The sequence below is a fragment of the Xanthobacter sp. 126 genome (genome assembly GCF_000526175.1).
Classification (GTDB): domain Bacteria; phylum Pseudomonadota; class Alphaproteobacteria; order Rhizobiales; family Xanthobacteraceae; genus Xanthobacter; species Xanthobacter aminoxidans.
Map to the genome: position 1 here is coordinate 144,203 of NZ_JAFO01000001.1, position 25,685 is coordinate 169,887.

The following is a 25,685-nucleotide window of genomic DNA, read 5'->3' on the forward strand; positions in this document are numbered from 1 at the left end:
CGGGCCGGCTGCCGGACAGGCCCTTGTGCGCCTCACACCCGCAGTCTCAAACGCGCATGGGCATGAGGACGTAGAGCGCATCCGTCTTGGTGGAATCGCGCACCAGGGTGGGCGAGCCGGGATCGGCGAGCTTCAGCTCGGCCGTGTCGCCTTCGAGCTGGGAGGTGATGTCCAAGAGGTAGCGGGAGTTGAAGCCGATATCGAGAGGCTCGGCGGTGTAGTCTACCTCCAGCTCCTCGGTGGCGCTGCCCGAATCGGGATTGGTGACGGACAGGGTCAACTTGCCGTCGCCCAGCGACAGCTTCACCGCGCGGCCGCGCTCGCTCGACACGGTGGACACGCGGTCCACGGCGGCGGCGAACTCGTCCTTGTCGACGATGAGGGTCTTGTCGTTGCCCTGGGGAATCACCCGGCCATAGTCCGGGAAGGTGCCGTCGATCAGCTTGGAGGTGAGCACGATGGCGCCCACCTGCACGCGGATCTTGGTGGCGGACAAGGAGATGGTGGCCTCCGCCTCCTTGTCCTCCAGCAGCTTCTGGATCTCGGCGACGGTCTTGCGCGGCACGATCACGCCCGGCAGGCCCTGCGAGCCGGAGGGAGCTTCCAGCTCCGCCTGGGCGAGGCGGTGGCCATCGGTGGCGACGGCGCGCAGCATCGGCTTGCCGCCCGCATCAGTCACATGCAGGTAGATGCCGTTGAGATAATAGCGCGTCTCCTCGGTGGAGATGGCGAACTGGGTCTTGTCCACCAGGCGGCGGAACTCCGCACCCTTGACCTTGAAGGTGTGGGAGAATTCGCCCGCCGCGAGATCCGGGAAATCGGCTTCCGGCAGGGTCTGCAGCGAGAATCGGGCGCGGGAGGCGCGCACCGTGAGGGTGCCGCGCTCGCCGCCGGCTTCCAGCTGCACCTGCGCGCCATCGGGCAATTTGCGCACGATGTCGTAGAGCACGTGGGCCGGCACGGTGGTGGCGCCCGGCTGCCCGGTCTCGGCCGGCACGCTCTCGACCACTTCCAGGTCGAGGTCGGTGGCCTTCAGCTCCAGCGTGCCCTTGGCCGCCTTGATGAGCACGTTGGCGAGGATCGGGATGGTGTTGCGCCGTTCGACGACACGGTGCACGTGGCTGAGCGATTTCAGAAGCTCGGCGCGCTCGACGGTGACCTTCATCGTCCTGGCCCGTTCACTCTTCGCTTCGGAGCCGGCCTGCCGCGGGATCCGATGTCCCGCCGGTGGGTCCGCCTCGACATTCTAAGGATGACGCCCGCAGATCCCCTCATCCGTCGTGCGGGCGAGGGGCGCGTGCGCCGGTGTGGCGTGGCGCGACGGCGCAAGCCGCCGTCTGGCACCCGATGGAACGGGCGCCGGGCCGCCGACATTGCCGCCCCGGGGGGCGCAAGGCAAGGGTTGGCGGGGAGATTTTCTGAAGCGGGGGTTTTTCGCGGGGCATACCGGCGGCACCGGTGCGGCGCCGCCCCTTCGTCCTGCCCCTGAGGCAGACTCAGCTTTCGAGGGCGAGCCGCTTCAACACCTCGATCTCGTCGGCCAGCGCGCGGTCGGTGGCGACGAGCCCGTCGATCTTGCGCACCGCATGGAGCACGGTGGTGTGGTCGCGTCCGCCGAAGCGGCGGCCGATCTCGGGCAGGGAGCGCAGGGTGAGCGTCTTGGCGAGATACATGGCGATCTGCCGCGGCTTCACCACCGTCGCGGTGCGGCGCTGGGACAGGAGGTCGGCGCGCGAGACGTTGTAGTGCTTGGCGACCACCCGCAGGATGTCGTCCACCCGCACGCGCTTGGGATCGGTCGGGCGGATGAGGTCCTTGACCGCATTTTCCGCCATGTCGAGCGTCACCGGTTCGCCGGTGAGCTGGTTGAAGGCGAGCAGCTTGTTCAGCGCGCCGTCGAGGTCGCGGCCGGACTGGCCGACGCTGCGGGCGAGGAATTCCAGCACCGGCGCCGGCACAGCGAATCCCTGGTGCTGCTCGGCGAGGGTCTGGTAGCGCGACTTCAGGATCTGTAGGCGCAGGTCCTCCTCCAGCGGCGCAAGATCCACCACGAGACCGCCGGCAAGGCGGGAGCGCACGCGCTCGTCCAGGTGCTCAAGCTCACCGGGAAGGCAGTCGGCCGCCAGCACCACCTGCCGCCCGCCATCCAGCAAGGCATTGAGGGTGTGGCAGAATTCCTGCTGGAGATTGTTGCCCTTCAGGAACTGGAGATCATCGATCACCAGCGTGTCGATGGTGCGCAGCGTATCCTTGAAGGCGATGGCCGAATGGGACTTCAGCGCCGACACGAAGCCGTACATGAAGCGCTCGGCGGTCAGGTACGTGGTGCGCCGGCCATGAGCGGCGCCGGCGCGGGCCACGGCCTGGAGAAGGTGCGTCTTGCCGAGGCCGACGGCCGCGTGGAGATAGAGCGGATTGTAGACGGGCGCGGCGCCGCTGGGGGTCTCGGCCACCTTGCGCGCGGCGGCGAACGCCAGCGAGTTGGACTTGCCCACCACGAACGATTCAAACGTCAGGCGCGGGTCGAGCGGCGAGCCGGACGCGACGTCGCCGCCCGTCTCCCGGACCTCGCCGCGCGCCTCGGAGGCACGGGGGGCCGGCTTCGTCTCGACGGGACGCTCGGTGCGCTCGCTCACCACCTCGCGCGGGGCCGAGGCCTTCAGCGCCACGGGGCGCGCGAAGGCGTTGCGCACGGCGAGATCGACACGGCGGCGCGCGCCGCTCTCTTCCGCCCAGATGTCGGCGATGCGCGGCAGATAATTCTCTTGAATCCAAGACTTCAGGAATCGCGTGGGCACCGACAGGCGCACCACGTCCGACGTCAGCGCGTCGAGGTCCATGCGGGCGAACCAGCTGGTGAACTTCTCTTCGCCGATCTCCTCGCGCAGCCGCTGGAGCACCCGATCCCACGGGGCCGAGGGAGCGCTGGGGTTCGACGCGCAATCCATCTCGACGGCCTCCGCAAGGGCTGACTGAAAAGGAACGGTGCGCGCGGTAACCGGCGCATGAGGCTTGAGCATAAGGATCGCGACCGCGCGAAAGGCGGTTCCCTGGTTGGAGACGCAAAAGCCGTCCGCGCCCTGGGGCGGGCAGCGCGGCCTTTGTCTCGTGGGGAGTTTCGGAAACGGGTGCTAAGGCACCCACGGCATCAGCGCAACGGGTTCAACGCACCGTCATGCGCGGTCCTTGCCGTAGCTGGGCGGCGGGGCGCAACTGAAATGGAGCACAGCGCTCCGGCAGGCTCGAACGCAACGCGTAGCCGAAGAGATCGAGGGACCTGTTCCTGTGTCCGCTGCCGCGCATGTGCCCGAAGTCATAGCCGCCCCATCTCCGACGATGCCAACCATCGACGGGTGTTGGAATGAACCAGTTTTTTGTTTGGTCTCGTAGATGCCTTTAGGCGGATCAGATGTCCGCCCTTAGCATAGCTCCAACGAATGAAGGTAACGCAGATTACGAATACGGCCGAAGACGAGGGGTGCGTGAACGAATTCAGACACGATACATCCCCTCCTCATCCACGAAGAGCCGTGAAAACTTCATTCTATCGGTGAACCCCAGGGTCGCTCCCGGAGTGAGGTTGAACATACACAGCCGGTTTGGGGGGTGCAACGCCTTTGACCCCGGCGGGGGGATAGCGGGTAAAAGCCGGTGCGCCCGCGCCACACCTCCGACCTTGCGTTCAGCCGGCAAACCTCTGTCGCGACAATGAGATTCACGAAGTCGGCGCAGGAAGTGCGGCGCCCCGCCACGTAAGGAAACACGGTTATCCAATACTCCTTCAAAGGGGCCGCTTTGGCGTGTTCCACCCTTTGGCCTCTAAGCCGTTCTCGCGGATCGGGTTTTTCTGATCGGTCCGGATTGCCCCCGCAGCGGCCAGCCTGGCTGGAAAAAACCGCGCCCTTTGCCGCGTTTCCGGCCGCCGCGCCCTTGACGGGGTCAGAGAATCGGGGTCCGCGCGCAACAGTCTGGCTGAAGATCTCTGCGGCCAGTCCAAAGCAAAAAGGCCCGGCAGAGCCGGGCCTTCAAGATAAGTCAGTCTGCTTGATTGATCTAAATCAAGCGCTGAGCTTCTTCACGCGGGCGGCAAGGCGGGACACCTTGCGGGACGCCGTGTTCTTGTGAATGACGCCCTTGGTGACGGCGCGCATGATTTCCGGCTCGGCCGCCTTGAAGGCAGCGGAAGCGGCCGTGGCGTCGCCGGTGGCGAGCGCATCTTCGAGCTTGCGCAGATAGGTGCGCACGCGAGACCGGCGAGACCGGTTGACCTCGGTGCGACGCTCGATCTTGCGGACCGCCTTTTTGGCGGAAGGCGTATTGGCCATCGGCCGTCCTTGCTGGTTCGCGCCCGGCGGCGCGGCCATCTGGCCACTTCGCGTCGCGCATGAATGAGTGAACAAGCCGGCAGCCCATGCCGCCAGCTAAGTGGCGGGCTTATACGGTCGCGCGGCTCCCGCGTCAACACGTTGGACGGAAAAGTCGTACACGACGTGGCACCTTGGCGGCTTTACGGAACCCGCCGGCATCGCGTATGTGCTGCGCGCACTCTATATATGGCATGCCGGCACGAAGGCATGCCGGCGGCGCGCAAGGCCGAGGCCGGCGCGGCGTATCAAGGCGGGGGTTCGGCATGAGCGATGTGACGGTGACCGATCGTCCGGTGAACGACAGCCTGGTGACGGTCTTCGGCGGCTCCGGCTTTCTCGGCCGGCATGTGGTGCGGGCGCTGGCCATGCGCGGCTATCGCGTGCGCGTCGCCGTGCGCCGGCCGGAACTGGCCGGCTTTCTCCAGCCGCTGGGCTTCGTCGGCCAGATCCAGATTTCCCAGGCCAATGTGCGCTATCCCGAGAGCGTCGCCCGCGCCGTGGACGGCGCCGAGGCGGTGGTGAATCTCGTGGGCGTGCTGGCCGAGGGCGGCCGGCAGAGCTTCGATGCCGTGCACGCCTTCGGTGCCCGCGCGGTCGCCGCCGCGACCGCCGCGCAGGGCGTGCCGCTGGTGCATCTGTCGGCCATCGGCGCCGATGCCAATTCCCCCTCCGGCTACGGCCGCAGCAAGGCGGCCGGCGAGGCCGTCGTGCGCGCCACGGTGCCGGACGCGGTGATCTTCCGCCCCTCCGTGGTGTTCGGGCAGGAGGATGAGTTCTTCAACCGCTTCGCCGCCATGGCCCGTCTCTCCCCGGCGCTGCCGCTGATCGGCGGCGGCGTCACCAAGTTCCAGCCGGTGTTCGCCGGCGACGTGGCTGCCGCCGTGCTCGCCGCGGTGGACGGCAAGGCCAAGGCCGGCACCACCTATGAGCTGGGCGGCCCCGAGGTGCGCACCTTCCGCGAGCTGATGGAGCTGATGCTCGCCGAGATCGGCGCCAAGCGGGTTCTGGTGGACCTGCCGTTCGGCCTCGCCTCCTTCATGGCCAAGCTCACCCAGTGGGCCCCCGGCGCGCCCCTCACCGTCGATCAGGTGGACATGCTGCGCTCGGACAACGTGGTGTCGCAGGCCGCGATCGCCGAGGGCCGGACGCTGGCCGGCCTCGATCTCACCCCCACCTCCCTCGCGGTGGTGCTGCCGACCTATCTCTGGCGGTTCCGCAAGGCGGGGCAGTTCACCCGCGTCGAGACCTGACCGGCACGCCGGTCCCTTCCCGACGCATCGCGAGGGCCGTTGAAATGGCGGCCCTCACCTCTACGGTGTGAAGGTTCACGACCGGCACCCCCAGGTTCACTCCATGGCTCGCGACGACAGGCGCTTCGAGGTCAAGATCTGCGGCATCCGCACGGCGGATGCGCTTGAGGCCGCCCTCGATGCGGGCGCCGATCTCGTCGGCTTCGTCCATTTCCCCAAGAGCCCGCGCCACCTCGCGCTTGCCGACGCGCCGGCCCTCGTGGCCCGCGTCGCCGGCCGCGCCGGCAAGGTGGCGCTGCTGGTGGACCCGGACGACGCGTTCCTTCAGGACGTGATCGCGGCGTTTTCGCCGGACATTCTCCAGCTGCACGGCCACGAGACGCCCGAGCGCGTCGCCGACATCAAGGCGCGCTTCGGCCTGCCGGTGATGAAGGCGCTGCCGGTCGCCCGCCGCGAGGACCTCGCCGTCCTGCCCGCCTATGCGGCGGTAGCCGACCGCATCCTGTTCGACGCCAAGCCCGATCCGGGGGCGCTTCTGCCCGGCGGCAACGGCCGACCGTTCGACTGGGCGCTGGTCGCCGGCCTTGACGTCAACCGGCCTCTCATGCTTTCCGGAGGCCTTACCGCCGACAACGTGCCGCAGGCCCTCGGATTGGTCCGGATGGACGGCGTGGACGTATCGTCTGGCGTGGAGGACGCGCCCGGCGTGAAAAGTCCCGACAAGATCCGTGCCTTCGTCGCTGCGGCGAGGCGCGCCGCATCCACCTCATCCTTGCAAGACCCCCTATCGAAGGCCCGCGCGTCGTGACCGTTCTCAATTCCTATCGCACCGGCCCCGATCACCGCGGCCATTTCGGCATCCATGGCGGCCGCTTCGTCGCCGAGACGCTGATGCCGCTCATCCTGGAGCTGGAAAAGGCCTACGAGGCGGCCAAGGTCGATCCCGCCTACCACGCGGAGATGGCCGGCTACCTCACCCATTATGTGGGCCGCCCCTCGCCGCTCTATTTCGCCGAGCGCCTCACCAACCATCTCGGCGGCGCCAAGGTCTATCTGAAGCGCGAGGAGCTGAACCACACCGGCTCCCACAAGGTGAACAACGTGCTCGGCCAGATCATGCTCGCCCGCCGCATGGGCAAGGAGCGGATCATCGCCGAGACCGGCGCCGGCCAGCACGGCGTCGCCACCGCCACCATGTGCGCCCGCTTCGGCCTGAAGTGCGTGGTCTATATGGGCGCGGTGGACGTGGAGCGTCAGGCCCCCAACGTGTTCCGCATGAAGATGCTGGGCGCAGAGGTGGTGCCGGTGCAGTCCGGCTCGCGCACCCTCAAGGACGCCATGAACGAGGCGCTCCGCGACTGGGTGACCAACGTCCACGACACCTTCTACTGCATCGGCACGGTGGCCGGCCCGCACCCCTATCCGGCCATGGTGCGCGACTTCCAGTCCATCATCGGCCGCGAGACCCGCGAGCAGATGCTGGAGATGGAGGGGCGCCTGCCCGACAGCCTCTTCGCCTGCGTCGGCGGCGGGTCGAATGCCATGGGCCTGTTCCACCCCTTCCTCGACGATCCGGGCGTCGCGATCTACGGCGTGGAGGCGGCGGGCCGCGGCATCGACACCCACGAGCATGCGGCGTCCATCGCCGGCGGTCGCCCGGGCGTGCTGCACGGCAACCGCACCTATCTGCTCATGGACGACGACGGCCAGATCACCGAGGCCCATTCCATCTCGGCCGGCCTCGACTATCCCGGCATCGGGCCGGAGCATTCCTGGCTGAACGACGTGGGCCGCGTCACCTATCTCAACTGCACCGACCAGGAGGCACTGGACGCCTTCCAGCTGCTCACGCGGCTCGAGGGCATCATTCCGGCGCTGGAATCGGCCCATGCCATCGCCAAGGTGATCGAGCTGGCGCCCAAGCTGCCGGCGGACCACCTGATGGTCGTCAACCTTTCCGGCCGCGGGGACAAGGACGTCCCCCAGGTGGCGGAGATACTCGGGACTCGTCTGGGGGCGTGACCATGAAGAGCATCTGCGGGAAAGTCGTGTCGTCCTTGATCGCCACGGCGGCGGTCGTGCTCACCCTTGGCGGTGCGCAGGCGGCCGACCTCGAACTGACGCCGGGCAAGATCTACACCGACGCCGCCGGGGCCTATGTCTCGGTGGCGGTGAAGAACACGGGCACCGCCACGGCGGCCGAGGTGAAGGTGACCTGCGAGTTCTTCGCCGGCAAGCGCGCCCTCGGCAAAGCTTCCACCACGCTGTTCTCCATCGTCGGCGGCGTCACCGGCACCGACCAGGTGCGCTTCCTCGGCGGCACGAGCGCCACCAGCGCCACTTGCACGCTGGCCGGACAGAAATAGTCCGCGTCTCCTCTCATCCAGGCAAGCCCATGACCACCCGCATCTCCGACCGCTTCGCCGCCCTCAAGGAAGAGGGGCGGCCGGGCCTCGTCACCTTCATCACCGCCGGCGATCCGGACGGGGAGACCTCGCTCGCCATCCTCAAGGCGCTGCCGGGCGCGGGGGCCGACGTGATCGAGCTGGGGGTGCCCTTCACCGATCCCATGGCCGACGGCCCGGCCATCCAGGCGGCGGGGCTGCGCGCGCTCAAGGGTGGGCAGACGCTGGCCAAGACGCTGGAAATGGTCGCCGCCTTCCGCGGCGAGGACCAGACCACGCCGGTGGTGCTGATGGGCTATTTCAACCCCATCTACGTCTTTGGCGTGGAGCGCTTCCTCATCGACGCCAAGGTCGCCGGGGTGGACGGGCTGATCGTGGTGGACCTGCCGCCGGAGGAGGACGACGAACTGTGCATCCCGGCGCTCAATGCGGGGCTGGACTTCATCCGCCTCGCCACCCCCACCACCGACGACAAGCGCCTGCCCACCGTGCTCGCGAACACCGCGGGCTTTGTCTACTACGTCTCCATCACCGGCATCACCGGCGCGGCGACGCCGGATGCGAACGCGGTGGCCACCGCCGTGGCGCGCATCAAGAGCCATACCGAGCTGCCCGTGGCGGTCGGCTTCGGCGTGAAGACCCCGGAACAGGCGGCCGCCATCGCGCAGGGCGCCGATGCGGTGGTCGTCGGCTCGGCGCTGGTGGAAGTGGTGCGCCGCACCCTGGACGAGGAGGGCAAGGCCACGTCCAACACCGTGATCGGCGTGGAAGCCCTCGTCAGCGAGCTGGCCGAGGCGGTGCGCGGCGTGCGGCGCTGAGCCGGCTTCGCCGCAACGGCAGCAAGGTGGTATGATCGACCGCAACAGCGGTGATCGCCGTACTTTCGCCGTGTCAGACTTGCCATTAGGGCGGAGGGGGGACTATGTGCGCCGCAGCGCGGCGCCGCGCCCCTCCGTACCGGAGATGATCCCGTGAACTGGATTTCCAACGTCGTCCGCCCGAAGATCCGCGACTTCCTGGCGCGGCGCGAGGTGCCCGAAAACCTCTGGGTCAAGTGCCCGGAGACCGGGCAGATGGTGTTTCACAAGGATCTGGAGGCGAACCTCTACGTCATCCCGGCGTCCGGCTACCACATGCGCATGGACGCGGTGACGCGGCTGAAGAATACCTTCGACGACGGCGCCTATGAGGAAGTCACCCTTCCCGAGGTGGCGATCGACCCGCTCAAGTTCCGCGACGAGCGCCGCTATGTGGACCGCCTGAAGGACGCCCGCACCAAGACCGGCTACCAGGACGCGGTGAAGGTGGCGACCGGCCTGCTCACCGAGCTGCCCGTCACCATCGCCGTGCAGGATTTCGGCTTCATGGGCGGCTCGCTCGGCATGGCCGCCGGCGAGGCGGTGGTGAAGGGGCTGGAGACGGCCGCCGAGCGCGGTACGCCCTTCATCATGTTCGCGGCCTCCGGCGGCGCGCGCATGCAGGAGGGCATCCTCTCCCTCATGCAGATGCCGCGCACCACGGCGGCCATCCAGGAGCTGCGCGAGGCGAAGAAGCCCTACATCGTCGTGCTCACCAACCCGACCACGGGCGGCGTCACCGCCTCCTATGCCATGCTGGGTGACATCCAGATCGCCGAGCCCGGCGCGCTGATCGGCTTCGCCGGCCCGCGCGTGATCGAGCAGACTATCCGCGAGAAGCTGCCCGACGGCTTCCAGCGCGCCGAATATCTGCGCGAACACGGCATGCTCGACATGGTGGTGCACCGCCACGAGATGCGCGACACGCTGGGCCGCCTGTGCCGGATGCTGACCAAGGCGCCGGCACTGCCGCCCAAGGGCCGGCTGCCGCGCCCGCAGGCGGCGTGAGGGAGGCCTGATCGCGGGCCCCTCCCGTGGGGGCTCCCGGCTCGACGCACCATGGCACTGCCCCTGCCCGCCCGCGCCACGGACGAGATTCTCTCCCGCCTCGCCGCGCTTCACCCGAAGAAGATCGACCTGTCCCTCTCGCGGATGGAGCGTCTGCTGGAGGCGCTCGGCCATCCCGAGCGGCGCCTGCCGAAGGTGATCCACGTCGCCGGCACCAACGGCAAGGGCTCCACCATCGCCTTCATGCGCGGGATGCTGGAGGCGGCCGGCCAGAGCGTGCACGTCTACACCTCGCCGCATCTGGTGCGTTTCAACGAGCGCATCCGCCTGGGCGCGCCGGGTGGCGGGCGGCTCGTCTCCGACGCGGCGCTGGCCGATGCCCTCGACCGGGCGGAGGTGGCCAATGCCGGCGCCCCCATCACCTTGTTCGAGATCACCACGGCGGCGGGCTTCCTGCTGTTCGCCGAGCATCCGGCGGACGTGCTGCTGCTGGAGGTGGGCCTCGGCGGCCGGCTCGACGCCACCAACGTGGTGGATAAGCCGCTGGCCAGCGTCATCACGCCGGTCTCCATCGACCATGTGGACTTCCTCGGCTCCTCGGTGGAGGCCATCGCGGGGGAGAAGGCGGGCATCATCAAGCCGCGCTGCCCCGTCGTGACCGGCGCCCAGTCGCCGGAGGCGCTCGCCGTGATCGAGCGGGCGGCGGCGAAGAAGCTCGCGCCCTTGTTCGTGCGCGGCCAGCAGTGGAACGTGCAGGAGGAGGGGGGGCGGCTCGTCTATGCGGACGAGGACGGCCTGCTCGACCTGCCGCGCCCGCGCCTCGTCGGGCCGCACCAGATCGACAATGCGGGCCTCGCCGTCGCCGCCCTGCGCGCGGTGAAGCTGCCCGCCGCCCATGATGCGGGCATCCTGCGGGCCGACTGGCCGGCGCGCCTCCAGCGGCTCGCGCCCGGCCCGCTCTCCGCCCGCGCTCCGGCCGGCGTGGAATTGTGGCTCGACGGCGGGCACAACGCCGCCGGCGGCGCCGCCCTCGCCCATGCCCTGTGCGAGCTGGAGGAGCGCTATTCGCGGCCCCTCGTGCTCATCCTCGGCATGCTCGGCACCAAGGATGTCACCGGCTTCCTCCAGCCCTTCGCCGGCCTCGTGCGCGAGGCCATCGCGGTGCCGGTGCCCGGCGAGCATGCGGGCCTGAAGCCGGAGGACGTGGCGGCTGCCGCCGTCAGCCTCGGAATGAAAGCGAGCGTGGCGCGCGATGTGGGCAGCGCCCTCGACAGCATCGCCCGCGAGGCGGTCGTGCCGCCGCCGCGCGTGCTCATTGCCGGCTCGCTCTATCTGGCAGGCGCGGTGCTCGCCGCCAACGGGACGGCGCTGGGCTGAGGCCCTGCGCGCCCCTCACACCGCCGCGAAGATCGACGCCCCGTTCTCCGCCTCGCCCACGGCGGCGCGGAAGGGGGCGAACAATTCGCGCCCGACGCCCACATGGTTGGCGGAGAGATCGGCCGTGGCGCTGGGCCGGGCCGCCCACTCGCCGGGCGGGACCAGCACTTCCAGCCGGCCCGTCACCGCATCGACCCGGATCATGTCGCCGTCGCGGATGCGGGCGATGGCGCCGCCATCCAGCGCCTCCGGCGTGACATGGATGGCAGCCGGCACCTTGCCGGACGCGCCGGAGAGGCGGCCGTCGGTGACGAGGGCCACCCGCTGCCCGCGATCCTGCAGCACGCCGAGGGGCGGCATGAGCTTGTGCAATTCCGGCATGCCGTTGGCCTTTGGGCCCTGGAAGCGCACGACGGCGACGAGATCGCCGGTCAGTTCGCCCGCCTTGAAGGCCGCCTGAAGCTCCTCCTGCGAATGGAAGACCTTGGCCGGCGCCTCGATCACATGGCGCTCCGGCGCCACCGCCGAGGTCTTGATGACCGCCCGGCCGAGGCTGCCGTCCAGCACCTTGAGCCCGCCTGTGGCCTGGAACGGTGCCGCGACGCCGCGCAGCACCTTGTCGTCGCCGCTGGTCGTCGCCCCGTCCCGCCAGTCGAGGGAACCGTCGGGCGCCAGCACCGGCTCGCGGGTATAGGCCTCAAGCCCCCGGCCGAGGATAGTCTCGGCATCGGCGTGCAGCAGGCCGGCGGACAGCAGTTCGCGCACCACGAAGGGCACGCCGCCGGCCGCATGGAAGTGGTTCACGTCCGCCGAGCCATTGGGATAGACGCGGGCGAGCAGAGGCGTCACCTCGGCGAGCGCCGAGAAATCGTCCCAGCTCAAGGCGATGCCCGCCGCCGCCGCCATGGCGACGAGGTGCAGCGTGTGATTGGTGGAGCCGCCGGTGGCGTGGAGGCCGACGATGCCGTTCACGAACGCCTTCTCGTCCAGCATCCGGCCGGCGGGGATATGATCGTTGCCGAGCGCGGTGATGGCGAGCGCGCGCTGGGCGGCGGCCTTGGTCAGGGCATCGCGCAGCGGCGTGTCCGGCGTCACGAAAGAGGCGCCGGGCAGATGCAGGCCCATGATCTCCATGAGCATCTGGTTGGTGTTGGCGGTGCCGTAGAAGGTGCAGGTGCCGCGGCCGTGGTAGGACAGGCTCTCCGCCTCCAGCAGCGCGTCGCGCCCGACCTTGCCCTCCGCGTACAGCTGACGGATGCGGGACTTCTCGTTGTTGGGCAGGCCGCTGGTCATGGGTCCGGAGGGGATGAACACCGCCGGCAGATGGCCGAACGACAGCGCGCCGATGACGAGGCCGGGCACGATCTTGTCGCAGATGCCGAGGAAGACGGCGGCATCGAACGTCTGATGTGAGAGAGCCACGGCGGTGGAGAGGGCGATCACCTCGCGGGAAAAGAGGGACAATTCCATCCCCGCTTCGCCCTGGGTGATGCCGTCGCACATGGCCGGCACGCCGCCCGCCACCAGCGCCGCACCGCCGGCCTCGCGGGCCGCCTCGCGCAGCAGCTCGGGATAGCGCTCATAGGGCCGGTGGGCCGAGAGCATGTCGTTATAGGCGGTGACGATGCCCAGCGAAGGGCCTTCCCCCGCCCGCAGCATAGCCTTGTCGGAGGGGCCGCAGGCGGCGAAGCCGTGGGCCTGGTTGGCGCAGCCCAGGGCCTGGCGCTGGGGCCGGCGCTGGGCTGCCGCCTCGATGCGGTCGAGATAGCGGCGCCGCGCGTCGTGGCTGCGCCTGACGATGCGCTCCGTTATCTCGCCGACGCGGGCGTCGAGCATGTGCTGTGCGGCCATGGGGGCTCCTCCTTGCGGCGATCCTCCACCCTGAGCGACGCCCAGCGCAAGGGTTGGGCCTGTTCTAAAGGACGACTTCGCCCTCGTCCTCGCCGTTCCACCAGTGGAGGCGCTGCGCCTCGACCTTGATGAGCACGAGGCCCGGCGTGTCGATGCCGGCGGGGAACCAGCGATCGAGATCGGAGGTCCAGCGCGGTTCGAAGGCGGTCTTGTCGCGGATGATCTGCGCCTTGCCTTCCACGGTGACGAAGAAGGGGCGCTGGCCGAGGATGCCGCTCGTGCCCTGAAGGGCGAGGCCCACATTGGGATCGCGGGCGATCTCGCTCACCGCGCGGGCATCCTCCTGCGCGAAGAAGAAGCTGCTGCCGTCATAGTCCACGTCGCCGTTGTTGCTCATGGGCCGCCCGGCCAGCGCGCCGCCCTCGCTCTTGGTGAAGAGGGTGGTGAAATCGATGTCGCGCATCTTCTCCACCACTTCGTCCAGCGTCATCTCGGCCATGGCGTCGTCGCTCCCGCTTGTGTCCTGCAGTCAATGCCGGCGGGGCGGTTTGGTTCAGGCGGGCGGGCGCCGGAGGGGTGAAACCGCATTCGGCGACGTTGACAAGTTACGGTCGCCATGTAACCTTAAAAATATAAATATAAAGGTTACAAAGCGTCGCCGCGCGCACGCCACGAAAGGACGCATCATGAAAGCAAGGACGATGGTCGCCGCCCTCCTGCTTGTGGCTACCGGCTGGGTCGTCCCCGCCGCGGCGCAGGTGGGCTACAGCGGATATGCGCTGCCGCTCGGTCTCGCGGTCGAGGCGGCGACGGCGGCGGTGAAGGCATGCGAGGCCAAGGGCTGGCCGGTCACTGCGACGGTGGTCGATGCGTCGGGCCTCGTGAAGGCCACGCTGAAGGCCGACCACGCCACGGTCCACACGCCGGACACCGCCTTCCGCAAGGCCTACACGGTGGCGACCCTCGGCCCGATCTTCAAGTTCGACCGGTCGAGCGCGTTCGCGGAGATCGTCGCCAAATATCCCGGCGGCGCGGGCTCCTCGCTCACCACCATTCCCAACGTGATCGCGTTGGCGGGTGGCGTGGCGGTCATGCACGGCAACGAGATCGTCGCCGCCATCGGCGTCGGCGGGGCGCCGGGCGGCGACAAGGACGAGGCCTGCGCCAGCGTCGGCCTCGCGGCCATCGCGGATCGCGCCAACACGCACTGACGGGATGAAGGGATTGGTGCGCCAGAGCGGAGCGGAGGCGAACCCGCGCGATGGGTTTGCGGGCGGCATCGCGCAAGCAAAGCGCGATGGGTTGGTCGGCGGCATTGCGTGAGCAAAGATGGTGCGGGCGGTCGGACTCGAACCGACATATCCGTGAGGACGGCGGATTTTGAGTCCGCTGCGTCTACCAGTTCCGCCACGCCCGCAGCCGAAGCCTCTTTATAGGCTTGCCGGCCGGGCGCCAACAGGAAAGCGGCGGAGATATCCCCGCCGCTCGCTATACTCATGCACCGCGCGGCAGCGCGCTCGATCCCCAGCCCACCGGCAGGCGCACCACGCTGCGCATCGCCGCGCGGGGCAAGGCGATGTCGCGGCGCTCCGGCTGCGGGTCGGGTTCCAGCGCCGCCAGATAGTCCTCGGCCCAGCGGTTGATGTCGTGCTCTTCGAGCACCCGCATCATCCGGCGGTGGCGCTCGCGCCGCTCCGCCAGCGGCATCTCCAGCGCCCGGCGCAGGGTGACGGCGACGCCCTCGGTGTCGTGCGGGTTGACGATCAGCGCCCCGTTCCCGAGTTCACTCGCGGCCCCGGCGAACTGGGACAGGACCAGCACGCCGGGATCGGCCGGGTCCTGCGCCGCCACGAATTCCTTGGCGACGAGGTTCATGCCGTCACGCAGCGGCGTCACCAGCGCCACGTCGGCGCGGCGGTAGAAGCCGGCGAGGGCGGAGCGCGAATAGGTGCGGTTCACATAGCGCAGCGGCGTCCAGGAAACATCCGAGTAGGCGCCGTTGATCTGCCCCGCCCGGTGGGACACGCTCCGGTCCATGTCCTGATATTCGGGCACGTCGGTGCGGCTCTTGGGCGTGATCTGCACGAAGGTCACGCGGTCGTGCCAGTCCGGCTGGGTGCGCAGGAACTGGTCGTAGGCGTCCAGCCGGTTGGGGATGCCCTTGGAATAGTCCAGCCGGTCCACGCCGATGATGAGCTTGCGGCCGGAGAGGCTCTCGTCGAACGCCTTCACGAAGCGGGTGCGGCTGGCGTGCCGCGCCCGCCGCGCAAAGGCGCCGGTCTCGATGCCCACGGGAAAGGTGCCGAGGCGCACGCGCCGGCCGCCGATGTCGCAGCCGTTGCCGTCGGGCGTCGTCTGGCCGCCGCGGGTCTCGAGATAGCGGGCGAAATTCTCCCGGTCGCCCTCGGTCTGGAAGCCGACCAGATCGTAATGGGCCAGCGCCCCCACGGTGTCGGCGTGCTGCGGCAGGGCCTGGATGATGTCCGCCGGCGGCATGGGGATGTGCAGGAAGAAGCCGATGCGGTTGTTGTGGCCGCGCTCCCGGAGATATTTGGCCAGCGGCATCATGTGGTAGTCGTGGATCCACAAGATGTCGTCCGGGCGGATGATCTTCTCCAGGTGATCCGCGAACATCCGGTTGACGCGGATGTAGCCGGAGAGATCCGAGCGGTAGAATTCCGACAGGTCCACCCGGTAGTGCAGCACCGGCCACAGCACCCGGTTGGCGAAGCCGTTGTAATATTCCTGGTAGTCCTCGTTGGTGAGGTCCACCACGGCATAGGTGACGCCCGCATGTTTCGTCGCCTGGGGCGTATCGGAGGGGTCCGGTGCGATGCGCCCGCTCCAGCCGAACCAGATCCCGCCGCGATCCTTGAGGGCGGCGTTGACGGCGACGGCGAGTCCCCCGGCCGGCGCACCGGACTTCTGGGGGAGGGCCACTCGGTTCGATACGACCACGATGCGGGACACTGAGGTCACCTCCTTCGTTGTCGCGGCTCGGCCGCGAGGTGGGTGATGAGGGCACGGACCGCGCGCGGGTCCGGCAGGATTGTGTGAGCGCCGTCGCGCGGCGCGCCGACCGCGACGGCAATGCCGCCCGCCCGGTTCGCGGCCCGGAACCCGGCCTCGTCGGTGACGTCGTCGCCGATGAAGACCGGGCGGCGGCCGGCGAAGGGCGGGGAGGCCATGAAGCGCTCGACGGCGGCGCCCTTGTCGATGCCTTTCCGGCGCACTTCGAACACGCAATGGCCGGGCATGATCTCGATGCCGCTGATCTGGCCGACCACCTCGGTCAGCGCGCGCTTCAGCACCGGCGCGACTTCCGGGTGCGCGCGGTAGTGGATGGCGACCGCGTATTCCTTGTCCTCGGCGAACACGCCCTCGAACTCGGCTGCCGTCGCGCGCAACGCGTGCCGGAGGTCCTCATGGAGGGCGGGCGCGCGATCGGAGGGCCCACCGGCGGAGAGGCGAATTTCGGCGCCATGGACGCCCGCGGCGGCGAACCTGTCGGCGCCGAACAGTGCGTCGAGCGAGGCGAGCGAGCGTCCGCTGACGAGCGCCAGCGCGCCATTGGCCCCCTCCGCGAGGGCCATCAGGGTCTCGGGTAGGCCGGGGGGGACCACCACGGCCTCGGGTCGCTCGGCAATGTCGATCAGCGTCCCGTCCACATCGAGGAAGAAGGCGTGAGTCGCAGGATCGAGGACCACGAAGGCCCCCGGAAGTTCTGAATTCACCGCGAAAAACGGTCCCTTGAGCATTCCAAACACGGACGTGGCCTTTTCAAATTCCGGTAACGTAACGCCGCCGGGGCGCCACGGTTCCACCTCCGCTTCGACCCAATACCGCCACAGGAAGCGGCAAACAGCTTGGCTTCGGCTTCGTTCGACGGAACCGGAGCGGTTCGGCAGCGTTCGTCTCGGCGTCACGGGAGACAGCATATGTTCGGCATGCACAGGACTTCGACCGACGGGTTTTCCCGGCGCGTTGCGGCGTTGAGGGATGAGCTCGACCATCTCCAGTCGTCGTTCCACAAGCGGGAGCGCGAGTGGGGCCGCATGGCCTCGGATGTCGCGTCCGATGCGCAGGACTGGGTGGCGGAGCGGGCGGAATCTCTGCCCAGCCTGTCCCTGGACAGCATTCGCCGACACCTGCCCGCACTGCCGCATCGCCCCTTTCGTTCGGAAACGTCGGCGGTGCCGGTGATCGTCGCGGCGGTGGCTGTGGGCGTCGGGGTAGGGTGCATGCTATATGCCGTAACGTCGTGCGGACGACGGTCCGCCCGCGGCAAGGCCCGCGATGGCGAGCACAAGGCTGCTGCGCCCGTGGTCGAATAGTGTGGCGGGCCTGACCCCTCGGGCCGTCAGGCGCGCTGTTTCGCCCTCGTGTTCCCAGACGGGGCAGGGGGCAGGATGGATGTCCGGCATGCTGCCGGCAGGGCAAGGGAGAACGAGATGAAAGCGGCTCTCATGATTGGCGTGATGGCACTCGCCCTCGGCGGTTGCAGCGAATATTCGCGGCAGGATCGCGCGGTGGGTGGTGCTGCGATCGGCGCCGGTACCGGTGCGCTGATCGGTGCCGCCGCCACGGGCACCGGCACGGGCGCCCTCGTCGGCGGCCTCATCGGCGCGGGCACGGGTGCCATCATCGGCGCCGAGACCACCCCCCGCGCCTGCTGGGCGCGCGACGCCTACGGCAACCGCTATCGCGTGCAGTGCCCCTGAGCGGCACGAAACGGTACTGCTGAACAACCGAAAGGCGCCCAACCGGGCGCCTTTTTGTTTGGGGGCCCTATGGTCCGGGCGGGGGTCGTTAGCGGTGCCTTTACCTTAGCAAACTATCACTGGAGCCATCTCCAAGTGACTTCAGGGCGGCCCGGGACCCCTCCGGACCGCCCTGTTCTTTTGCGCCCTCGGCTGGATCAGACCGGGCCTCGGCCCCGGCGCATCAGTCCCATCACCGCGGAGATGAGGAACAGGACGATCGCGACGAAGAAGATGATCTTCGCGATTTCGATGGCCGTACCCGCGATGCCGCCGAAGCCCAGGACCGCGGCGATCAGCGCGACGATGAGAAAGGTAATCGCCCAGCTCAGCATGGCCGTGTCTCCTTGCCTTTGAGTGTTCGAATGACGTGCGCCGCCCGCTGAAGACACTTTTGATATCGTTCAGCTTTTGGCGTTGAAGTGTGACGCGCATCGTCAACTGCCCAATGGCCCCGCTTGTTCCCCCTGCGGCGCTGATTCCCGCACACGTCGAGGGGCGGGACGTTTCGAGTCGCGGGCGTGGAACAAATCCCCACCCCTCGCGTTTTCTCGGCGATCTGGAGACGCAGGAGGAGGCGCGGATGAGCGGATTGCGAAACGAACCCCTGCCGGGCGGCTCCGCCATGCGGAACGCGGGCGCGCAAGGTAACGTACCGGAAGACGATGCGCGGGACGGCGGGGTTTTGCCCCCGGGCCTCGATGCCGCGCCGCACGGCTATGATCCGGTGGAATTCGGCCCCGGCGAGAGCCGACGCGATTTTCCCCCGCGCCGCGCGCGGGTGGTGGACGAGGAGCGGCGCCTGCTCAAGGAAATCCAGGCGGCGTTCGACGGCTCCGACAAGCGGCACGACGTGGATGACGGACCGGACGTGGACGCGGCCGGCCCGCATACCGACCCTGATACCGGACATCTGTCGCGACTCTATCGTGATTGAGGCCCGCGTTCAGAACCTTATTGCAACGCACGTGGACGTGTCCCATCCTGAGGCCGCCCGCGTCTGTCAGAAGACCTTAGCCATGCGATCGGCACGCTTCCAAGGCCCCCTCGACACCCCCATGACGACGCAGCATCAGAAAGAGGCAGGCGGCATGCGAACGCCTCACCGCCGCGACATCTCCGCCCGTCAGGATCTGCTGGGCCGCGAGCTGCGCCAACTGTTCGACGATTACACCCAGGAAGACATGCCGGACGAGCTGCAGAGCCTCGCCGCCCGTCTTCAGGCAGCCTTCGAGGAACGCGAGCCGGACGCCGACGCCAAGGCCGAGCCCAAGAAGGACTGAGGCAAGGACTGAGGCGGGGGAGGTCTCTCCCCTTCAGGCCGCGCCAGGTTCAAGGGTCCCGACCGGCCGCTCGGCCGGTCTGCGTCCATTTTCGCCCGCTTGCGAACCCCATCCCTCCGCCGCGATATCGCGTAGCGGAAGGGCGTGGGGTTCTGTCTTTTCAAGGGGCTGCGGCTCCTTTTGCGGTATTTGGCGGCGTGCTTTAACCCCTTTGCAAGGCGGGCTCCGCAAGGTGGGGCCATGTCGCGCGACACGCCCCGCATCTTCCTCGCCCTCCTCCTTCTGGCCGGCGCCCTCTCGGGCTGTCGCTTCGGCCTGGAGGAGCGCGATTCGTGGCGCTCCCAGGCCGAGGAGCAATGCCTTGCGGCCAAGGGAGTGGTCCCGTCCGTCTTCATGGAGCCGCTTCCCGCCGTCCAGGGCCCCGGCGCCTGCGGCATGGACCACCCGTTCCGCGTGAGCGCGCTGGCGCAGGGCAATGTGGTGCTGGAGCCGGCCGGCAAGCTCGCCTGCCCGGTGATCTACCAGGTGGACATGTGGGTGCAGGACGTGGTGCAGCCGGCGGCGCTGGCGTGGCTCGGCCAGCCCATCGTCGCCATCAGCCAGATGTCGGCCTATTCCTGCCGTGGCATGAACGGCGATCCCAACGCCAAGATTTCCGAGCATGCGTTCGGCAACGCCCTCGACATCGGCGGCTTCCGCACGGCGGACGGCCGCTGGATCAGCGTGAAGAACGGCTGGAAGGGCACGCCGGAGGAGCGCGGCTTCCTGCTGCAGGTGCAGGCCGGTGCCTGCGAGCGCTTCACCACGGTGCTCGCGCCGGGCTCCAACATCTTCCACTACGACCACATCCATGTGGACCTGATGCGCCACGCCAAGGGGCGGACCATCTGCAAGCCGGCGCCCCGCCCGATGCCGGCCCCGCCCATGCCGACCAAGGCGCCGCCGATGGCTTCGGCCGAGCCCAGCGCGCCGGTGGCGGAAGCGCCCCCCGTCTATGCCCCGGCGCCGCAGCAGGTCTCGGCCCCGGCGGAGCAGCCCTCCTTCTTCTCCACTTTGTTCGGCGGGCCGCGGGCCGCGCCGCAGCCGGCGCCGGTCGAGGCCGAGCCGCCGCCCTCCCTGCCGCCCGCCTTGCCGCCGGTCGAGGCCGCGCGAGCGCCGATCGTCGCCTCGCCGGCGCCGCCCCCGCCCGCCGGATATCCGCCGTCCAGCTATCCGCCCTCGAACTATCCGCCCTCCAATTATCCCCCCGGCGCCGTGGGCGGTGCCCCGGCTCCCGCCGCCGCGCGTGCGTCAGCGCCGCCGCCCGCCCCTCCGCCGTCAGCGCCGCAGAAGGGCGGCCTGCCGCCGGGCTGGCAGGTGGGGCCGCAGGGCGTCCCGGTGTCGTCCGCCGCGTCCAGCAATCCCGAGACCGGCTCCATCAAGCGCAAATACTACGCGGCGCCGATCCCGCAGCCCTCCACCATCCCCCTGCCCAAGGCCAAGGCCGGCGAGGACTGAGGTCATGACCCCGCGTCTCGCCGGCATCGACGGCTGCCGCGGCGGCTGGGTGGTCGCCCGGTGGGACGGCGCCGGCCGGCTCGACCTGATCCGGGTGGCGCGGGTGGAAGCGCTGTTCGACGCGCCGGACGCCCCCGCCATCGCCTGCGTGGACATGCCCATCGGCCTTCCCGAAACCGGCGAGATCGGCGGGCGCAGCGCGGAGCGGGCGGTGCGGCCGCTGCTCGGCGCGCGGCAATCCTCGGTGTTCGCCGTGCCGGCCCGGGCGGCGGTCATGGCCGGGATGGGGCCGGGGGACGAAAAGGCGCGCTTTTCCGCCGCCTGCGCCGCGGCGCTCGCGCATTCGAGCCCGCCGCGCAAGGTCTCCATCCAGTGCTTCAGCCTCTTCCCCAAGATCGCCGAGCTGGACGATCTGCTGCTGCGCCGGCCGGAACTGCGGGACCGGCTCGTCGAATGCCACCCGGAGATGTCGTTCCGCATCATGAACGGCGCGCCGCTCGAGGTGGCGAAGAAGGTGAAGAGCCGGCCGTACCCGCCCGGTCTCGACCTGCGCATCGGCCTCCTCGCCCGCGCGGGCGTGCCAATCGATCTGCTAAATGCGAAGACCGCGGCTGCGCTGGGCGCAGGGCTCGACGATCTGGTGGATGCCTGCGCCTGCGCCGTCACCGCCAAAAGAGTGTTCGAGGGCAACGCCTTGCGCTTCCCCGATCCGCCGGAGCGCGATTGCTTCGGCCTGCCAGTGGCCATCACCGCCTGAGCCGCCTTCCCTTTAAGTCGAATTCCGGTGGCCCTGCGCGCCTCGCTATGCGCAAGGGATTGTCTCCACGACGGAATTGCCGACATGCCCGAGAACCGCATCCGCCTCTCGTCCTTGCGTGACAGGATCGTCCCGGCCGAGGAGGCCGCGGCGCTCATCGGCGACGGCATGATCGTGGGCATGAGCGGCTTCACCCGCGCCGGCGAGGCGAAGGCCGTGCCCATGGCGCTGGCCGCCCGCGCCAATGCCGCCCATGCGCGCGGCGAGCCGCTGCGCATCACCCTCATCACCGGCGCCTCGCTGGGCAACGACCTCGACAAGCAGATGGCGGAAGCCCACCTGCTCTCCCGCCGCATCCCGTTCCAGTCCGACCCCGCGCTGCGCAAGGCGATCAACGCCGGCGAGGTGATGTTCGTGGACCAGCATCTGTCCGAGACGGTGGAGCACCTGCGCACCAACCAGCTCGGCCCCATCGACGTGGCGGTGATCGAGGCGGTGGGCATCACCGCGTCCGGCGGCATCATTCCCACCACCTCGGTGGGCAATTCGGCCACCTTCGCCATCCTGGCGAAGAAGGTGATCGTGGAGATCAACCTTACCCAGCCCGCGGAACTGGAAGGGCTGCACGACATCTACATCCCCACCCGCCGCCCGTTCCGCGAGCCGATCCCGGTGGTGACGCCGGAAAGCCGGGTGGGCCTGCCCTTCATTCCCGTCGACCCGGAGAAGATCGCCGCCATCGTGGTGACGCGGAAGCTGGATTCCGCCTCCAACGTGCTGCCGCCGGACCCCGAGACTGCCGCCATCGCCGGCCATCTCATGGCGTTCCTGAAGCACGAGGTGAAGCTCGGCCGCATGACGAACCGCCTGCAGCCGCTGCAGGCCGGCATCGGCACCATCGCCAACGCGGTGATGCACGGCTTCATCGAGAGCCCGTTCTCAGACCTCACCATGTATTCCGAGGTGCTCCAGGATTCGACCTTCGACCTGTTCGACGCCGGCAAGCTGAACTTCGCCTCGGGCTCGTCCATCACCCTGTCGAAGCCGAAGTACGACCAGGTGATGCCGCGCATCACCGACTACAAGTCGCGCCTCATCCTGCGGCCGCAGGAGATTTCCAACCATCCCGAGATCATCCGCCGCCTCGGCCTCATCGGCATCAACACGGCGCTGGAATTCGACCTCTACGGCAACGTCAATTCCACCCATGTGGGCGGCACCCACATGATGAACGGCATCGGCGGCTCCGGCGATTTCGCCCGCAACGCTTATCTGTCAGTGTTCGTCACCAAGTCCATCGCCAAGGGCGGGGCGCTCTCCTCCGTGGTGCCCATGGTGAGCCATGTGGACCACACCGAGCATGACGTGGACATCCTCGTCACCGAGGTCGGCCTTGCGGACCTGCGCGAGCTGGCCCCCCGCGAGCGGGCGCGCGTCGTCATCGCCAATTGCGTCCATCCGCTCTATCGCGATGCGCTGTCGGACTATTTCGAGCGGGCCACGGCGCGCGGCGGGCACACCCCGCACATCATCGAGGAGGCCCTCGCCTGGCATGTGCGGGCGCGGGAGGAGGGTACCATGCTCCCGGAAATGACACGGAAGATCGCCTGAGCGCCACGGCGGCGTCACCGTGCCGCCGCTGCGGGGGGAACTAATCCCAAGCGCAGCCGTTCGTTCGGTCACGAATCCGTGCTATCTCGCGACCGCTAAATTTTGCGTGCTGCGGAGGAATTGTGCCCATGTTCCCGACGCCGAAGCCGGTCCTGACGCCCAATACCTACGCCTACGAGTCCGAGCCCATGGTGAAGCCGACCGGCTTCCGGGAGTATGACGCCCGCTGGTTGTTCCAGAAGGAAATCAACCTGATGGGCGTGCAGGCTCTGGGCATGGGTCTGGGCACGCTGATGCACGAGATGGGCGTGAAGCCGGAGATCGTCACCGGCCACGACTTCCGCTCCTATTCCTCCTCCATCAAGCTGGCGCTGGTCTCCGGCCTCATGGCGGCGGGCATCAAGGTTCACGACATCGGCCTTGCCATGTCGCCCATGGCCTATTTCGCCCAGTTCGCCCTCGACGTGCCTGCGGTGGCCATGGTTACCGCTTCGCACAACGACAATGGCTGGACCGGCGTGAAGATGGGCGTGAACCGCCCGCTGACCTTCGGCCCGGACGAGATGACGAAGCTCAAGGAGATCGTCCTCGGCGCGAAGTTCGACCTCAAGGGCGGCGGCGCCTACGTGTTCGTCGAGAACTTCCCCGAGGTCTACATCAAGGATCTCACCAACCGGCCGAAGCTGAAGCACCCCATCAAGGCGGTGGTGGCCTGCGGCAACGGCACGGCCGGCGCCTTCGCCCCGAAGATCCTGGAGGCGCTGGGCGTCGAGGTGGTGCCGCTCGATACCGAGCTGGACCACACCTTCCCCAAGTACAATCCCAACCCCGAGGACATGGAGATGCTCCATGCCATGCGGGACGCGGTGCTGGAGCACAAGGCGGACGTGGCCCTCGGCTTCGATGGCGACGGCGACCGCTGCGGCGTGGTGGACAATACCGGCGAGGAGATCTTCGCCGACAAGGTGGGCGTCCTGCTCGCCCGCGACCTCGCCAAGCTCTACCCCAACTCCACCTTCGTGGTGGACGTGAAGTCCACCGGCCTGTTCGCCACCGACCCCGAGCTCATCAAGCTCGGCGTGAAGGCGGACTACTGGAAGACCGGCCATTCCTACATGAAGCGCCGGGTGAACGAGACCGGCGCGCTGGTGGGCTTCGAGAAGTCCGGCCACTACTTCTTCAACAAGCCCGTGGGCCGCGGCTATGACGACGGCCTCGTCTCCGCCATCGCCGTGCTCGACATGCTGGACCGCAACCCCGGCAAGAAGCTCAGCGAGCTGCGCGAGGCGCTGCCCAAGACCTGGTCCTCGCCTACCATGTCCCCCCACTGCGCCGACGAGGTGAAGTATGGCGTCGTCGCCAAGGTGGTGGAGCATTACGAGAAGCTGGCGGCCGAAGGCGCGACCGTCACTGGCCAGAAGATCCGCGACCTCGTGACGGTGAACGGCGTGCGCGTCACCTGCGAGGACGGCTCCTGGGGCCTGCTGCGCGCCTCCTCCAACAAGCCCGAGCTGGTGGTGGTGGTGGAAAGCCCGGTCTCCGAAGCCCGCATGCGCGAGATGTTCAAGGAGATCGACGGCGTGCTGCGCCAGCACCCCGGCATCGGCGAATACAACCAGACGATCTGAGGCGATGGGGTTGAAGCCCTCCGGTGCAACCGGAGGGCTTCAACTGCTTTTCCGGCCTCAGTGCGCCGTCGCGCCCTCCTGCGCGGCGCGGGGGATGATGGCGCCGCGGTGCATGATGACTTCGGCGGCGAGGCGGTGGCCGGCCTGGGCGGCGGCTTCGGGCGTCGCGCCGGCGATGCGGGCGGCGAGATAGCCGGCGTTGAAGCTGTCGCCGGCCCCCGTGGTGTCGAGGGGGGAGACGGTGCGCTCCACCGGCACCTCCACGGTGCGCCCCTCGGCATGGACCAGCGCGCCGCCGGCCCCGTTCTTCACCACCACTTCGCTCACCCCGTAGGTGGTGATGCGCTCGATGGTGGCAGCGGGGGAGGCATCGCCCCACAGGGCCGCCTCGTCCTCGAAGGTGGGCAGCGCCATGCTGGAGCGCTTCAGCGCCTCGGCGAACACGGTGCGGGCGCGGGAGAGATCGCCGCCCCAGCCGCGCGGGCGGAAATTGCCGTCGAAGATGCGCCACGCCGGCGGACCGCTGCGGCTGTCGCCGACCCCGCCCGCCATTTCCAGCGCGGCGAGGAAGCGGCCGAGCCCCTGGTTGGAATAGAGCGACAGGGTGATGCCGGAATAATAGACCGCGCCCGCTCCCACCAGCGCCGCCGCCACCTCCTGCCAGCCGTCCGCCTCGAACAGGGACCGGGCGGGGGAGGTGTCGCGCCAGTAATGGAAGCTGCGCTCGCCGGCGTCGTCCGTGGTGATGAGATAGAGGCCGGGCACCTTGCCGCTGACGCGCGGGATCAGGCCCATGTCCACGCCCTCCGCCGCGCCGAGGGCGAGGATGTCGCCGGAGAAGGCATCGTCGCCGAGCGCCGTGGCATAGGCCACGTCCACGCCGGCCCGGGCGAGATAGACGGCGGTGTTGAAGGTGTCGCCACCGAAGGCGAGGCCGAAGCGCCCGTCGGAGCCGCGGGCGAGTTCCACCATCACCTCGCCCACACAGACCACTTTCGCCACGGGTGCCTCCGTTATCGTGCCCTGCGCCGGGC

The 25,685-nt window shown here is 68.8% G+C and carries 25 protein-coding genes and 1 tRNA gene; 16 read left to right on the forward strand and 10 right to left on the reverse strand.

The genetic code is table 11. The features are described 5' to 3' along the window. Positions 1-46: 46 nt before the first annotated feature. The 3 genes from dnaN to rpsT all read right to left on the reverse strand — a co-directional run bounded on the left by dnaN (position 47) and on the right by rpsT (position 4,325). Complete coding sequence (gene dnaN / locus XAN126_RS0100625; RefSeq protein ID WP_024276664.1) at positions 47-1,165, reverse strand: DNA polymerase III subunit beta; 1,119 nt, start codon at positions 1,163-1,165, stop codon at positions 47-49. Between the two features lie 331 nt (positions 1,166-1,496). Further along, on the reverse strand, positions 1,497-2,948 hold the full coding sequence (gene dnaA, locus XAN126_RS0100630) for a chromosomal replication initiator protein DnaA (protein ID WP_051460716.1): 1,452 nt from the start codon (positions 2,946-2,948) through the stop codon (positions 1,497-1,499). A 1,110-nt stretch (positions 2,949-4,058) separates the two neighbouring features. Continuing rightward, complete coding sequence (rpsT, locus tag XAN126_RS0100635) at positions 4,059-4,325, reverse strand: 30S ribosomal protein S20 (RefSeq protein ID WP_024276666.1); 267 nt, start codon at positions 4,323-4,325, stop codon at positions 4,059-4,061. 305 nt (positions 4,326-4,630) lie between these two features. On the opposite strand from rpsT, the gene XAN126_RS0100640 reads away from it, so the two are divergent. The 7 genes from XAN126_RS0100640 to XAN126_RS0100670 all read left to right on the forward strand — a co-directional run bounded on the left by XAN126_RS0100640 (position 4,631) and on the right by XAN126_RS0100670 (position 11,264). After that, positions 4,631-5,617: a complex I NDUFA9 subunit family protein gene (locus XAN126_RS0100640; RefSeq protein WP_029556210.1), complete on the forward strand. Its 987-nt coding sequence runs from the start codon at positions 4,631-4,633 to the stop codon at positions 5,615-5,617. Between the two features lie 103 nt (positions 5,618-5,720). After that, positions 5,721-6,425 carry a phosphoribosylanthranilate isomerase gene (locus XAN126_RS0100645; protein WP_024276668.1) on the forward strand — a complete coding sequence of 235 codons (705 nt, stop codon included), beginning with the start codon at positions 5,721-5,723 and terminating at the stop codon, positions 6,423-6,425. Then, positions 6,422-7,639, forward strand: a complete 1,218-nt coding sequence (trpB, locus tag XAN126_RS0100650) for a tryptophan synthase subunit beta (RefSeq protein WP_024276669.1) — start codon at positions 6,422-6,424, stop codon at positions 7,637-7,639. Before XAN126_RS0100645 ends, trpB begins: the two co-directional genes overlap by 4 nt. A 2-nt stretch (positions 7,640-7,641) precedes the next feature. After that, entirely contained in the window at positions 7,642-7,983 is a 342-nt protein-coding gene (locus tag XAN126_RS0100655; RefSeq protein WP_029876532.1) for a hypothetical protein, read from the forward strand. A gap of 29 nt (positions 7,984-8,012) precedes the next feature. Continuing rightward, entirely contained in the window at positions 8,013-8,840 is an 828-nt protein-coding gene (gene trpA / locus XAN126_RS0100660) for a tryptophan synthase subunit alpha (RefSeq protein WP_024276671.1), read from the forward strand. 153 nt (positions 8,841-8,993) lie between these two features. Continuing rightward, entirely contained in the window at positions 8,994-9,887 is an 894-nt protein-coding gene (gene accD, locus XAN126_RS0100665; RefSeq protein ID WP_024276672.1) for an acetyl-CoA carboxylase, carboxyltransferase subunit beta, read from the forward strand. A 51-nt stretch (positions 9,888-9,938) separates the two neighbouring features. Beyond that, the gene (locus tag XAN126_RS0100670) at positions 9,939-11,264 is read left to right on the forward strand and encodes a folylpolyglutamate synthase/dihydrofolate synthase family protein (RefSeq protein WP_024276673.1); all 1,326 of its coding nucleotides are present in this window, start codon (positions 9,939-9,941) and stop codon (positions 11,262-11,264) included. A 15-nt stretch (positions 11,265-11,279) separates the two neighbouring features. On the opposite strand, the gene edd is transcribed toward XAN126_RS0100670, so the two are convergent. Together edd and XAN126_RS0100680 are read right to left on the reverse strand one after the other, a co-directional pair. Then, the gene (gene edd / locus XAN126_RS0100675) at positions 11,280-13,115 is read right to left on the reverse strand and encodes a phosphogluconate dehydratase (protein ID WP_024276674.1); all 1,836 of its coding nucleotides are present in this window, start codon (positions 13,113-13,115) and stop codon (positions 11,280-11,282) included. 64 nt (positions 13,116-13,179) lie between these two features. Further along, positions 13,180-13,614, reverse strand: a complete 435-nt coding sequence (locus tag XAN126_RS0100680) for a pyridoxamine 5'-phosphate oxidase family protein (protein WP_024276675.1) — start codon at positions 13,612-13,614, stop codon at positions 13,180-13,182. 187 nt (positions 13,615-13,801) lie between these two features. Here XAN126_RS0100680 and XAN126_RS0100685 point away from each other — a divergent pair, with 187 nt between their 5' ends. Further along, complete coding sequence (locus XAN126_RS0100685) at positions 13,802-14,326, forward strand: heme-binding protein (RefSeq protein ID WP_029876533.1); 525 nt, start codon at positions 13,802-13,804, stop codon at positions 14,324-14,326. Between the two features lie 119 nt (positions 14,327-14,445). Here the strand turns inward: XAN126_RS0100685 and XAN126_RS0100690 are convergent. The 3 genes from XAN126_RS0100690 to otsB all read right to left on the reverse strand — a co-directional run bounded on the left by XAN126_RS0100690 (position 14,446) and on the right by otsB (position 17,053). After that, a tRNA-Leu gene (locus tag XAN126_RS0100690) sits at positions 14,446-14,532 on the reverse strand. A 77-nt stretch (positions 14,533-14,609) separates the two neighbouring features. Further along, a complete protein-coding gene (gene otsA / locus XAN126_RS0100695) occupies positions 14,610-16,085 on the reverse strand; it encodes an alpha,alpha-trehalose-phosphate synthase (UDP-forming) (protein ID WP_024276677.1) in 1,476 nt (491 codons plus the stop codon). Positions 16,086-16,090: 5 nt separating this feature from the next. Further along, entirely contained in the window at positions 16,091-17,053 is a 963-nt protein-coding gene (gene otsB, locus XAN126_RS0100700) for a trehalose-phosphatase (RefSeq protein ID WP_197023989.1), read from the reverse strand. On the opposite strand from otsB, the gene XAN126_RS28595 reads away from it, so the two are divergent. Together XAN126_RS28595 and XAN126_RS0100710 are read left to right on the forward strand one after the other, a co-directional pair. Next, entirely contained in the window at positions 17,054-17,449 is a 396-nt protein-coding gene (locus XAN126_RS28595; protein ID WP_024276679.1) for a hypothetical protein, read from the forward strand. Between the two features lie 117 nt (positions 17,450-17,566). After that, positions 17,567-17,836, forward strand: a complete 270-nt coding sequence (locus XAN126_RS0100710; RefSeq protein ID WP_024276680.1) for a YMGG-like glycine zipper-containing protein — start codon at positions 17,567-17,569, stop codon at positions 17,834-17,836. A gap of 197 nt (positions 17,837-18,033) precedes the next feature. On the opposite strand, the gene XAN126_RS27425 is transcribed toward XAN126_RS0100710, so the two are convergent. Further along, a complete protein-coding gene (locus XAN126_RS27425) occupies positions 18,034-18,210 on the reverse strand; it encodes a DUF1328 domain-containing protein (protein ID WP_024276681.1) in 177 nt (58 codons plus the stop codon). 89 nt (positions 18,211-18,299) lie between these two features. Between XAN126_RS27425 and XAN126_RS0100720 the strand changes: the two genes are divergently transcribed. The 6 genes from XAN126_RS0100720 (at position 18,300) to XAN126_RS0100745 (ending at position 24,651) form a co-directional block, all read left to right on the forward strand. After that, positions 18,300-18,812, forward strand: a complete 513-nt coding sequence (locus XAN126_RS0100720; protein WP_155982185.1) for a hypothetical protein — start codon at positions 18,300-18,302, stop codon at positions 18,810-18,812. A 154-nt stretch (positions 18,813-18,966) separates the two neighbouring features. Further along, positions 18,967-19,158, forward strand: coding sequence for a NepR family anti-sigma factor (locus tag XAN126_RS25890; RefSeq protein ID WP_024276683.1), 192 nt, complete (start codon positions 18,967-18,969; stop codon positions 19,156-19,158). 240 nt (positions 19,159-19,398) lie between these two features. After that, positions 19,399-20,655 (forward strand): extensin family protein, encoded by a 1,257-nt coding sequence (locus tag XAN126_RS26725; RefSeq protein ID WP_024276684.1) that lies wholly within the window; start codon positions 19,399-19,401, stop codon positions 20,653-20,655. Between the two features lie 4 nt (positions 20,656-20,659). Further along, positions 20,660-21,412, forward strand: a complete 753-nt coding sequence (locus tag XAN126_RS0100735; protein WP_024276685.1) for a DUF429 domain-containing protein — start codon at positions 20,660-20,662, stop codon at positions 21,410-21,412. 84 nt (positions 21,413-21,496) lie between these two features. Then, on the forward strand, positions 21,497-23,023 hold the full coding sequence (locus XAN126_RS0100740; protein ID WP_024276686.1) for an acetyl-CoA hydrolase/transferase family protein: 1,527 nt from the start codon (positions 21,497-21,499) through the stop codon (positions 23,021-23,023). A gap of 128 nt (positions 23,024-23,151) precedes the next feature. Beyond that, positions 23,152-24,651: a phosphomannomutase/phosphoglucomutase gene (locus XAN126_RS0100745; RefSeq protein ID WP_024276687.1), complete on the forward strand. Its 1,500-nt coding sequence runs from the start codon at positions 23,152-23,154 to the stop codon at positions 24,649-24,651. 57 nt (positions 24,652-24,708) lie between these two features. Here XAN126_RS0100745 and XAN126_RS0100750 read toward each other — a convergent pair whose 3' ends face one another. Beyond that, entirely contained in the window at positions 24,709-25,653 is a 945-nt protein-coding gene (locus XAN126_RS0100750; protein ID WP_024276688.1) for a sugar kinase, read from the reverse strand. Positions 25,654-25,685: the final 32 nt, after the last annotated feature.